Raw genomic sequence first — 12,047 nt, forward strand, 5'->3', positions numbered from 1 at the left:
GCTATCCAGGTTGGCTGGAAGTAGGCCAATCGGGAGAGTTTGACTTTCGCCAGGCGAAAAGATGGTTACGAGCAAGAATTGAAAAGAAAGAGTCAATTATACAAGTACCTCACTATTTTTTTCCTTACCGGCTCTGTGTTTTTTTCGGGGGAGATATCTGAACTATTCTCCAAGAGAAATGAGTATTTTGGGAAGGTTATTAAAGAGGTAACCTTCAAAGGAAATAAGAACACTTCCAACTCGGATATAGAATCTCTCATTGAAATGAGACCTGGCAAAATTCTAGGAAAAGGAATTGTGGACAGGGACCTCAAGACTCTCTTTGCTTCCGGCTTTTTCTACTACGTAGACATCCAAGCGGAAGATCTCGAGGACGGAGTTCGCATCGTTATAGAACTGAGAGAAAGACCGAGAGTCAAAGAAGTAGAATTCGTTGGTGCCGACGAAGTATTTCCAGCGGACTTAAGGGAAAAGATGCCTCTGAAGGACAACGAGGTCATCACTGCGGAAAAGGTTGCGAAGTCTAGGGATTTGATCCTGCAAAAATACAGGGACGAAGGCTTCTTTCTCGCGTACGTAAAAACCGAACTCGGAAAAATTGATCCGAAAACAAATTTGGTGAAGGTAAGATTCATCATAGACGAAGGCGAAGAGATTCCGGTTGCAAAGATTAATATTTACGGAAACGAAGCGGTAGAAACATCCGAGCTTCTCGGCTTGATGGAGATGAAAGAAGAGGGCTTGTTCGAAGGTGGAAACTTTAAAGAGAGTTCCTTCGAAAAAGACAAAGAAGTTCTCGTAGCATATCTAAAGAGCAAAGGATATCTGGACGCGGAGTTATTGAGAGAAGGAACCGGTTGGGAGATCCGCTGGGAAAATCCGGAAAAGAAAGATAGAAGGGTGATCATCGTAAATCTAAAGTTTTACGAAGGTCAGATCTATTATTTCAACGGTTACACAGTTGGCCACGACATGACTACCGATTCTGAAGGCAGACCCCTTTTCTTAAACAAAGAGAAAAATCCTCCAGAGACTCCGAAAGACAAACTGGTTCCGTTGTTCACTGCTGGCGAAATCGAAAAGAATTTGGATTATTCTGGCAAGGACGTAGGCGAAATCTTCGACGAGGCAAGATTTGCAAGAGATAGAGCCTACGTGAACGAAATTTACGGATCGAAAGGACATATTTTCGCTCAGGTGATTCCAAGGAGAAAAGTGATCTCTTTGGATCCGGAAAGCTTGGAATATTATGAGAATTGCTACGCTCGAAAATCGGAAGAAGAGAGAAAACTTTGCGAATCCGAGTACAAACAGTTAAGCATTCGAAGATTAAGAGAACTTTATACTAGAAATCCAGAGCTGAGGGGTAGGAAATTCGTTCACGTGGATTTCACGATCCGCGAAAACAATCTAGCAAGAATCGAAAACGTAATCATCAAAGGGAATAAGAAGACTCTAGACAAAGTGATTCGAAGGGAGCTTCTGTTTAAAACAGGGGACTTGTTCGATTCCGGAATGGTGAACCGCTCTCGTGAAAGGATATTTAACCTTGGCTACTTTAAAGAAGTAAACTTTAACATGAGACCGGGTTCGGATGACACGAAGATGAACCTGATCATCGAAGTGTTGGAGCAACCGACTGGAACGGTCTCGATGGGGGGCGGTTACGGAACGATCACCGGCTTTACCATCTTTACAGAGTTAGGTGAAAACAACCTGAATGGAACCGGACAGAAAGTATCCGGACGTTTGGAGTTCGGTCCTTTTAGAAGATACTTCCAGATTTCTTGGACAGAGCCTTGGCTGTATGACAAGCCTTGGTCTTTGACTCTTTCGCTTTTTTATTTCTCCAGAAGCGTCTTCGTAGGAGCAAACTCTACAGTTACGATCACCGAAAACTCTCAAGCAGCAATTACAGAAAGAGCCACCTATGATAACAATGGGGTGGGTTTTACTGCAGGGATCGCGCATAGGCTTTTCACGAACTGGACTCACTTTCATAGATACACTCCAGCTTTTTACTCATATTCGAATCCGACTGCTTTGGTTTCGGATGCTGTGTTAGCGAACGTTAGGCGGGGTTGGCAATTCCGATCCCAGATCACTAACGGAATCGTGTACGATATTCGTGATAACGTATTCAATGCTACTCAGGGATATAACTTACTGTTCCAAGTGGACAACGTAGGTCAGTATTTGGGTGGTGCTTCTCACTTTGACCAGTATAGAGTGACTGCCGAATATTATCACACTTGGTTCGACTTCACTTTCGGAGGTCTGCTCCGAAATAATATGCTAAGAAGGTGGAGAGTCGTGCAGGAGTTCCGTACTTCCGACGTATTCACCTTCCAAAGAGCCCCTCGTTATGGAAAGCAAGATCCGATTCAGGACCCGTACATTCGACCTCAAGATTTATTGATCTTAGGTGGTTACGAATCTTTGAGAGGTTGGTTTTATAACGACGCAAAGTTTCCGACGGAATGGAGGGACGGAGCGGCTCACAGGATTTTATTCGGTTCTGAACTCAGGATTCCAATTGAACCCAGCTTACTCTGGTTAGTTATTTTCTTGGACGCGGGAGCGCTCTACGAAGAAGTGAACCGAGCAACCGGTCTGAAGAAAGATTACTACGACAGTTATATTACGGATCGAGATAATGAAATCGCTAAGGATAACAAGGCTTGGTATTTGAAAAACGAGAGAAATCCTCAAAATGGAAAAAGGGCAGACGTTACCTTTGATGAGTTGAACAATCCTCGAAGACTTGTTTTGGCTTCGGATAATGTGTCTTTGGATCGTCTGCGCTACTCTTGGGGAATTGGACTCAGGATTCAGATCCCAGTTTTACCTTTACGTATTTATTTTGCACAAAAGCTTAGATATACAGGAGATCCTTTGGCTCCGTTCTCCAGGTACGAATCGGACCGCGCGTTTCAGTTCGTTTTCGGGATCGGAGATTATCGATTCTAAGTTTTGGGAGTTCCACTTTGGACTTAACGGAAGGTCTTAACGGACCTCAAAAAGCTGCAGTCGAGCGTCTCGACGGTCCAGTGCTCATTCTCGCTGGAGCTGGTTCCGGCAAGACTAGAGTGATCACTCATCGAATCGCCAATTTAATCTTGAATAGAAGGACAGACGCGATCTGTGCACTGACTTTTACGAATAAAGCCGCGGCAGAAATGTCGGAACGGGTCAAAGCATTGGTTCCGAATCTTCCTTTTAATGTACAGATCAAGACATTTCATTCGATCGCACTGTATATACTGAGAAGGGAAGCTTCCAGACTCGGGATAGATTCAGGGTTTACTGTTTACGATTCTACACTTCAGGAATCCTTAATTAAGCAAATCTTAAAGGATCTACATGAAGATCCAAAGCAGTACAAACCTTCCACTCTTGCAGATATTTTCTCTTCGATGAAAGACTCTATGCTGGACCCGGATGGTTATGTGAGAAAGGAGAACTTTTCCTACAGATCTCAAGTAATTTCCAAGATCTATTCCGAATACGAAAAGAGGAAAACCAAAAACCAAGCTTTCGATTTTGGTGACTTGATTTTAAAGGTAGTCAGGCTATTTGAGCAGGACAGGGAAGTACTAACCAAATACCAAAATCGTTGGCAGTACGTGATGGTGGACGAATACCAAGATACGAATAAGGTACAATACAGATTGGTCCGATTGCTTTCCGGTGACAGAGGAAATTTGTGCGTAGTGGGAGACGACGACCAGTCCATCTATTCCTGGAGAGGAGCAGATATTTCTAATATACTAAATTTTGAAAAAGATTTTCCGAATGCTTTTGTAGTGAAGCTTGAAGAGAATTATCGTTCTACAGCAAAGATCATCCAAGCTGCTTCGAGGGTTATTTCCAATAATCCTGAGAGAAAAGAAAAGGAATTATTCACCAACAATCCTCCGGGAGAACCGGTGCAACTCTCAGAGTACGAGAATGAGACTGAAGAAGCATTTGATGTGGTTCGAAAAATCAGATCCAAGGTCTCTAAGGGAAAAGTATATAAAGAATTCGCAATTTTCTACAGAACGAATGCGCAGTCTAGAAACTTTGAAGAAGCGTTACGTTCGGCAGGAATTCCTTACAAGATATTCGGAGGGTTTAGGTTCTTTGATCGGGCAGAGATTAAGGATATGGTAGCCTACTTGAATGTCGTAGCGAATCCGATGGATTCAGTTTCTTTGCTGCGAATCGTGAATAATCCGCCGCGCGGAATCGGAGAAGCAAGCCTAGATAAGATGAGGGAATTTTCCATAGAAAAAGGAATTTCACTTTTGGAATGCTTGGGTGATCCGGGGCTTCCTTTAAAAAAGGCAGGTCTTGCGAAAGTGAAAGAGCTCTTCCATCTTTTCGAAGATCTGATCGACAAAAAGGAAAAAAGGGTACTTCCTTCCAAGATCGCTCTAGAAATCGTGCAAAGGTCCGGATGGATCGAGTATATGCAGCGTAATTCTCATGATGAAGAAGCGATTTCCAGAGTGGAGAACGTTAGAGAATTCATCAATTCTATAGAAGAATACGAAGAGAGAGAAGACTCTCCGAATCTAGAAGAGTATCTGAACCAGATCAGTCTTTTGACTTCGGAAGAAGATTCTGCCCAGCTTACAGACTATGTTCACCTAATGACAGTACACAATGCAAAAGGACTAGAATTTCCTATAGTTCTTTTGACCGGTTTAGAGGAGGGCACATTTCCTCATACGATGTCCCTCGAAGAACCGAAAGGTGAAGAAGAAGAGAGAAGGTTGTTTTATGTGGCTTTGACCCGCGCAAGGGAAGATCTATTTCTGAGCTACTGTAGATACTCTAGAAAATTCGGAAAAGTGGAGCCTAGAATTGCTTCTAGATTTCTCTCCGAAATCCCGAGAGAGTGCTTCGACTCTGAAGGATCGGTTCGTCACTTCGGAGTCCGTCGGCCTTCCGGTCCGCCTGTAGCTTCCGCGGTGACTTCGGTACTTACAGAAATCGACCCGGAAATCGAACAGGGTGAGCCTTTGGGTGAAGAGGCCCAAATCGGAGAAGGGGATAAGGTAAAACACGCTCAGTTCGGGATTGGCGTCGTGGTCGGAGTTCTGGGAAATGGTAAAAACAGGAAAGTGAAAATTCGGTTCGGAAACCTGGAGAAAAACTTTTTCCTTGCTTATACTCCTTTGGAGAAATTATAACGAAAGGGAAAGTTCCCGTTCGGAAAAACCGATACTAGAACCAAGGAGAACAGGAAAGCCCATGAAACGCATCCTAGGTTTGGCTTTGGCAGTTGCCTTAGTAAGTCCGCTTTTTGCGGGAAAAGTAACCGGTCTCGTTGAGGAATTCAACAAGGTCGAAGAATTCAATAAGAATCGAAAGATTTCGGAGGCTTCTAAAAAAGCCACTCTTGAAAAAAACTTATTTTCAGCGCTTAAATACAGCCTCCATCGGAAGTATCTGAATTATAAGGATTTTTTAAAGGACATGAATGCAGATTCGGTTCAATATGAACAGCAAAAAGGAACCTACGCTGTTTATGTGCGCTACAAGAATTTCATCGTTTTTTATAGTTATTTAATGGATCCGGAAATTTATCTACAGACTCCAGAAAACGAAGTATTTTATATCCGTCCAGAAAAAATGGAAGAAGAGGTTCACAAGGACGAGAGCAAACCTAGTCCTGGGAAATAGATTTCCGAAGGATGGTTTTTCCTGACGAAGCCGACAGAGTATCCGAATTAGTTCTCAAAGCGGCCGATGAGATTTTGAAAATCTATCGGACCGACTTTCCGGTGTACGAAAAAAAGAAAGGAGATCCGGTTACAGAAGCCGATTTACTGGCAAATCGGATCATTGTCCAGGGGATACAATCGATTTGGGGAGATCCTGTCCGCTCAGAAGAAGATGCGGCTTCGCATTCTGCAAAATTAGATTTTCATAAGAGAATCTGGATACTGGATCCCATCGATGGTACGAGAGAGTTCGTCTCTAAGAACCCAGAATTTGCTCTAAGTTTGGGTTTGGTTGAAGACGGCAGACCGATTTTTGGAATCGTAATGAATCCAGCTAACGGAGAATTCTTCTGGGGAAAAGATGGCGTCGGCGCCGGATTTGAAATTCTTTCTCCGCCTTTCCAAGGGCAAAAGATTCAGTGGTCTCAGTCCAAAAAGTTTCTAGAAGAAGAATCTTACACCTCCTCCGAAAATCACAGTAAGATTCTAATTTCAAAGTCCGAAGAAAGGCAAGGTTTGTTTCGCAACGCTTCGTATTCCGAAAAATTTACTTTAAAAACCACTGGATCGATCGCGTACAAACTCGCTTTAGTCGGAGTCGGAAAATTTCCACTCGTATTGTCGCTTCGTCCCAAAAATGATTGGGATATCGCCGGCGGGATCGCGATTATTCGAGCATCCGGAGGGTTCGACTTGGAACTTAAAACCGAACTGCCTTATACTTTTCCCAGTGCTGAGAAAGGAATCGGATTGTTGGCAGGACACAAGAATACTTTAGAAAAGTTTCATGAATTATACGGAAAGGAAGTTTCGAAAAGTGTGAAGTATTCCTGGGATTAAGCCAGAAAGTTTGCTACTTATTCAGAAGAAAGTTCCTAAAAAACAAGGACCTGTTGTTGAAAAAAAAAAATTCCTCTAAAAAGAATCCAAAGCAAAAGGTCGGAAGCAATCAAGCCTCCATTGGCTTCGTAAGAAAATATAGGATCGGGGTAGACGCGCGACCTTTTTCTACACCGGTCTCTGGAGTCGGAAGATTGATAGAGTCTCTGATCTCCGGTTTTGTGAAGGATCCAAGATTTGAATTCATTTTATTTACTCACAAGGAAATTCATCCGAGTTATACTCATCTCTTAAAACTTCCCAATATCAAAGTGGAAGTCGGAAAAGGATTTCTCGCTAAGAAGGGAGGGATCTATTTCGCGTTACTGCTTCCGATTCGACTATGGAAAAAGCCAGTCGATATTTTTTGGGGAACGCAACAGGTGTTTCCTCTGTTCCTTTCCGCAGATATTCCTGGAGTGTTGACCTATCACGACTTAGTCGCATATCGGTTTCCGAGTACGATGCGACCTATCGCAAGATACCAACAATATTTTTATCTAGAAAGGAGCGCAAAACGAGCCGAGATCATTTTAGCAAATTCGAAAGCTACCGCAAAAGAAGTCTCGGAACATTTCGAAATTCCTAAGGATAAGATTAGGGTAGTGTATCCGAATCTAAACTTGGAAACAAAATCGAATTCTAATTTACAAGTTGCGCCGTCGTCTAAAACGAAAAACCTGCCGAAAAAATTCATGCTATCGGTCTCCACCGTAGAACCAAGGAAAAATTTCGGCTTCCTCAAAAAGGCCTACGATGAATACAGAAATTTGTGCAAAGAAAAGGGCTGGCTTTGGGTGCACGCTGGCAAGGCAGGTTGGGAATCTCCAGAATTTTTGAAACAGTTAAGAAAGGACTCAGAAAGTGGAAAAATACTCTGGATCGATTCTCCCAGCGATTTAGAGGTTCAATACCTATATTCACGGGCTAGCTTGTTTCTTTTTCCATCTTTGTATGAAGGATTTGGAATTCCGCTTCTAGAAGCTTTAAACCGGAACCTGCCTTGCATCGTCTCGGATCTAGAGGTATTCCACGAAATTGCAGGAAAGTCCGCTTTGTACTTATCAATCCAGGATCCTAAGGTTTGGTCGAAGGCAATGCTTGATTTTACCCTGAAACGGAAGAAATTGCCGAAGCCGAATCTGAAGAAATTTGACAGAACCGCTGCTGTCGAAGTGACTAAAGAAGCGTTTTTGAATATTGTAAAATTATGATTCTCTAATTCTCAAATGTATGAGAAAAAATGACTTTTGAGGTTAGAAATTCAAAAAGTGGAAGGATCCTTTTTTTGCCTCCAGAATTCCTGAAAAAGCGATCCCGGTCTGAAACTTCCATACAAGGTGAATCCTCTGCCTGTCGAGGGCTTGAAATATGATTTCGGAATTCTGATCAGGTAAGAATCTGAATAGATCCTCTTTTCTTTCCCATTCATCTTCGATTAAGGTTTTGCGAGTGATGCTTACTTCGGATTTCGGGCTTTTTAACAAAAGATGCAACCCAGCATTCCGGTTCCAGGAAAGAATCACAGAGACAGATTGACTCGAATCGAAAGGTCGCTCAGGATTTGCGATCGCTTCTATCCCCTTGCCGATGAACTTTTTGCTTTTGAGATAATTCTCAAATTCATCGAACTGGTAAAAGTAATTGTAAACATGGTCTGACACGGGTGGATTCCCATACTTTTGGGGTGCAGCGTGTAATCAAGGAGAGAAAATTAAGTTTTCTCGAGGTAGCCCCGCCCTTCCTGGGCGGGGGCCGGTGCGGTGGTACCAATCCGTCCCTATTGCACAGATTCCGCTTTTCCGCAAGTAAGTTCTGCCTCCCTACATTTTGTAGGAGCTCCTACCTTGAACAAAGGGCTCCGAAATTCGGTCGGATCTCATTCCCTGAATTCGACTTGTAAGTCTTAGGCTTTCGAAGATTCTCGAAGCCATCACAATGAAACCGAATCGGCATTTTTTCCCTTTTGCATTTGCAGCAGTTCTTTTGGTCTTCGTTTTATTCAACCTGTTGTTTTGTAAAGGAGAGGAAGATCCGGAAATTTACCAAATTACACTTGTAGATTGGGATGGAAAGGAGACTCAACTTTCGGATTTCAAGGGAAAGGTGATCGTACTAGACTTTTGGGCTAGTTGGTGCGTGCCTTGCAAAAAGGCAGTTCCAGTCGTAGACGCTCTACAGAAAGAATTAGAAGGCAAAAACGCAGTGGTCCTGGGAGTAAACACTGAGAATAACTTAAGCGTCGCACAAATTAGGAAAGCAGCGGAAGAATTTGGAATGAAGTACCCGAGTCTTTTGGACCCGGATTGGAAACTTGTCAATCAGCTCAGGTTAGAAGGTCAGCCGGCATTATTCGTTTTTAGCAAGTCCGGAAAAAGAATTCATTTTCAATACGGAATTTCCCAAAAGGACTTTCCCATGCTAAGAGGCCGCCTTAGAAACTGGTTGGACTCCCCCTAGAAGTAGTCTCCGGTTTCCGAGGAGTTCCTTCCAGATTTTCCTGGCGTAAAGAGCGAAAAAAAGATTTATTTCTATGGTTCGCATTTTAGTATAGGGACTTATCTCCAACTCCCTTGGAGAAAATACATATTACCCTCTACGCATATTAGGAGAAATAGATTCATGGCAGATAATCTGGCCCAAATGTACCGAGAAGCGGCGGATAAATTTAAGAACCGTCCGGCATTCTTTTATAAAGACGCAAGCAAAAACTATCTCTCTATTACGTTTGGAGAACTCTATGACAAGGGTGTTTGCCTCGCAGAGGCCTTAATCGATCTTGGGGTAAATGCAAAAGATCACATTGCTCTCTTGGCTGATAACCGAGTGGAGTGGATTATCGCGGACTACGGAATTTTGCTCGCAGGAGCAGCAGATGTCCCTCGCGGTACGGACATTACAGATTCTGAAATCGTATATATTGTGAATCACTCCGAAGCAGAAATTGTTTTTATAGAAAATGATAAGATGCTCGAAAAGTTTAACCGGAACAAATCCCAGCTTCCTAAAGTAAAAACTTTGATCATGATGGATAAGGATTCTAATGCTCCTGGAGTATTAAAATTTTATGATCTAGTCGAAAAGGGAAAGAAGCTGAGAGAAGGCGGATCTAAAAAGTCGGAAGAAAGGGTCAGCCAAATCCGTCCAGATGACCTGTTTACATTAATTTATACTTCGGGAACGACTGGATTGCCAAAAGGGGTGCAGCTTATGCATTCCAATATGATGCACCAGGTATTGCATGTGACTCCTATGTTGGATATCAACGGAGAAGCAAAACTACTTTCTATATTACCAATTTGGCACGTATTTGAAAGAGTGGTCGAATGCGTATGTATTAGTATCGGTGCCGCGACTTATTATACCAATGTTCGCGATCTGCGCCAGGACCTTGCCACTGTAAAACCTACGTTCATGGGATCTGCTCCAAGACTTTGGGAAAATATTTACAACGGAATCTATACCAGAATTAATGATCCGGGTCAGACTCCTGCATTAAGAAGAGGATTATTTAAACTAGCGTATTTCTTTTCTGACAAAAAGAATGCAGCGGTCCGTTTTCTCTCAGGCAAAGAAGTAGATTACCATGGTAGAAATATTGTATATTCATTCTTCTACGGCTTGGGAATGGTTCTGCAACTCCTCTTGACTGGACCTTTCACTTTAACGATTGCATCTGCTCTTGCTGCTTACGCTCTCTCTACAACGAATCTTTCTTTCTTGAGCTTACCGCTTTATATCATTTCTGGTGTAGGCGTACTCTTTAATAGTTTGACTTTGGATAAAGTTGTACTCGCTAAAATTAGAACTGCAACTGGTGGAAGATTGAGGGCATCAATTTCCGGTGGTGGTGCGCTTCCAAAACACGTGGACGAATTCTTCAACAATATCGGAATCAAGGTATTGGAAGGATACGGAATGACCGAAACCTCTCCCGTAATTTCGGTCCGTACTTTCAGAAAACTGATTATCGGATCTGTCGGTGAAATCGTTCCGCAAGCAAAAGTCCAAATTAGAAATGATAACAATGAAGTTCTCACCGAAGTGGATGAGAAGGGAAATATCACCAAAGGTAAATTAGGTAAGAAAGGTGTAGTTTTTGTAAAAGGACCTCAAGTCATGAAAGGTTACTTCAAAAACGAAGAAGCTACTTCCAAAGCTCTAAACGAGGGGTGGATGAACACCGGTGATATGGGGATGATTAACTTCAAAAAGACCCTCACACTCACCGGAAGAGCAAAAGATACTGTGGTATTGTTGGGTGGGGAAAACGTAGAGCCGGTACCCATCGAGAATAAACTCCAGGAAAGTCCACTGATCAGCCAGTGTATGATCATCGGACAGGATCAGAAGAATCTAGGTGCGATTATTATTCCAGATTTTGACAAGTTAGGAGAATGGTGCAAAGAGAACGGCGTAGAGGATTCTGACCGAGAGAAACTCGTAGAGAATTCGAAAGTGATCGAATTATATCGCAAAGAGATCAAGTCTCTTAACAATTCTAAGAACGGTTTCAAATCTTTTGAACAGGTGACTCCGTTCTTCCTGATTACAAAACCGTTTGAAGTCGGAGAAGAGCTGACGAACCTGATGAAAATGAAAAGGCACATCATAGCCGAGAAATACGCCGAAAAAATCAAAAAGGCTTATTCAACAAATTCGAATTAAAACTTTCGTTTTTGTAAAATTAAGAAAACCGCAAGTGATCAAAACTTGTGGTTTTTTTTTGCCTTAAGCAATTGAAACGGGCCGATAGTTTTAGTATGAATTCCAAAGCGGAAAATCATTCTTCCATTTTCGAGCCTTATGGGCATTCGGATTTGTATTCTCTTGATAATCTGTACTTCTCTCCAGCTAGAAACCATGAAATTTGGGATCTATCCAGGGTTCGGGAGTTTTCTCCTGCAGTATTAGCTTTTCTATATGCTAGAGCAGAGTTATTAGAAGAAAGTTTGGAAATACGTAAAATTTCCAATCTTTTTAAGAAGGGACTTTCTTGTGTAAGTGGAAAGGATTCTCCTCGCTTTATTCAGGTTTCTGGATTTGTTCCGAAATTGATAGGGCAAAAAGTTCCTTTGCACTTCTTTTTGGAGCCAGAGCAAGAATCCAAAGAAAGTTCTGAGCTATTCTTAAATAAGGATGAAACATTTCATTTCAATCTTGGCGAGGGAAAAGGATTTCAGCTATTCGGTTCTTGGAAAGGGCGCGAATATCTTTTTCAGTTTCGAAAATCTCAATGTAATCTTACTTCGCTTTTGGGCGATTTTTCCACTTTTGCCAAAGAAAGGAAAATCAGTGGAAATCTTTTTCTCAGGACGAATCGACAATCTTATTTGCATTTCATAAAACCAGGAGCAGGACTTTCCTCAGTGTTTGTCCAAGAAAAGAATTCGAATTTACCTGAGTTTCTATTTATCGCCTTGGAATATTCCCGAGTTTCTGAGTAGGAGGTCT

General features: G+C 42.3%; 9 protein-coding genes. 8 read left to right on the forward strand and 1 reads right to left on the reverse strand.

Annotated elements, in window-relative coordinates; translation table 11 throughout:
* Positions 1-78: 78 nt before the first annotated feature.
* The 5 genes from CH373_RS10215 (at position 79) to CH373_RS10235 (ending at position 7,807) form a co-directional block, all read left to right on the forward strand.
* Entirely contained in the window at positions 79-2,970 is a 2,892-nt protein-coding gene (locus tag CH373_RS10215) for a BamA/OMP85 family outer membrane protein (protein ID WP_100713528.1), read from the forward strand.
* Between the two features lie 17 nt (positions 2,971-2,987).
* Positions 2,988-5,180, forward strand: coding sequence for an ATP-dependent helicase (locus CH373_RS10220; protein ID WP_165778813.1), 2,193 nt, complete (start codon positions 2,988-2,990; stop codon positions 5,178-5,180).
* A 61-nt stretch (positions 5,181-5,241) separates the two neighbouring features.
* Positions 5,242-5,673 carry an LIC11625 family surface-exposed protein gene (locus CH373_RS10225; protein WP_100713529.1) on the forward strand — a complete coding sequence of 144 codons (432 nt, stop codon included), beginning with the start codon at positions 5,242-5,244 and terminating at the stop codon, positions 5,671-5,673.
* An 11-nt stretch (positions 5,674-5,684) separates the two neighbouring features.
* Entirely contained in the window at positions 5,685-6,554 is an 870-nt protein-coding gene (locus CH373_RS10230; RefSeq protein ID WP_100713486.1) for a 3'(2'),5'-bisphosphate nucleotidase CysQ family protein, read from the forward strand.
* A gap of 56 nt (positions 6,555-6,610) precedes the next feature.
* Entirely contained in the window at positions 6,611-7,807 is a 1,197-nt protein-coding gene (locus tag CH373_RS10235) for a glycosyltransferase family 4 protein (RefSeq protein ID WP_423789765.1), read from the forward strand.
* Positions 7,808-7,849: 42 nt separating this feature from the next.
* Here the strand turns inward: CH373_RS10235 and CH373_RS10240 are convergent, their stop codons facing one another.
* Positions 7,850-8,257, reverse strand: a complete 408-nt coding sequence (locus CH373_RS10240; protein ID WP_100713487.1) for a hypothetical protein — start codon at positions 8,255-8,257, stop codon at positions 7,850-7,852.
* Positions 8,258-8,531: 274 nt separating this feature from the next.
* On the opposite strand from CH373_RS10240, the gene CH373_RS10245 reads away from it, so the two are divergent.
* The 3 genes from CH373_RS10245 (at position 8,532) to CH373_RS10255 (ending at position 12,040) form a co-directional block, all read left to right on the forward strand.
* A complete protein-coding gene (locus CH373_RS10245) occupies positions 8,532-9,053 on the forward strand; it encodes a TlpA family protein disulfide reductase (RefSeq protein WP_100713488.1) in 522 nt (173 codons plus the stop codon).
* A gap of 162 nt (positions 9,054-9,215) precedes the next feature.
* Entirely contained in the window at positions 9,216-11,261 is a 2,046-nt protein-coding gene (locus tag CH373_RS10250) for an AMP-dependent synthetase/ligase (RefSeq protein ID WP_100713489.1), read from the forward strand.
* Positions 11,262-11,356: 95 nt separating this feature from the next.
* Positions 11,357-12,040 (forward strand): LIC11631 family protein, encoded by a 684-nt coding sequence (locus CH373_RS10255; protein ID WP_100713490.1) that lies wholly within the window; start codon positions 11,357-11,359, stop codon positions 12,038-12,040.
* Positions 12,041-12,047 lie beyond the last annotated feature (7 nt).

This window comes from Leptospira perolatii, assembly GCF_002811875.1.
Classification (GTDB): Bacteria; Spirochaetota; Leptospiria; order Leptospirales; family Leptospiraceae; genus Leptospira_B; species Leptospira_B perolatii.

Excerpts from the sequence above, each read along its gene's own strand:
- CH373_RS10250 (WP_100713489.1), top strand. The coding sequence starts at position 9,216 with ATGGCAGATAATCTGGCCCAAATGTACCGAGAAGCGGCGGATAAATTT.
- CH373_RS10255 (WP_100713490.1), top strand. The coding sequence starts at position 11,357 with ATGAATTCCAAAGCGGAAAATCATTCTTCCATTTTCGAGCCTTATGGG.
- CH373_RS10230 (WP_100713486.1), top strand. The coding sequence starts at position 5,685 with ATGGTTTTTCCTGACGAAGCCGACAGAGTATCCGAATTAGTTCTCAAA.
- CH373_RS10245 (WP_100713488.1), top strand. The coding sequence starts at position 8,532 with ATGAAACCGAATCGGCATTTTTTCCCTTTTGCATTTGCAGCAGTTCTT.
- CH373_RS10225 (WP_100713529.1), top strand. The coding sequence starts at position 5,242 with ATGAAACGCATCCTAGGTTTGGCTTTGGCAGTTGCCTTAGTAAGTCCG.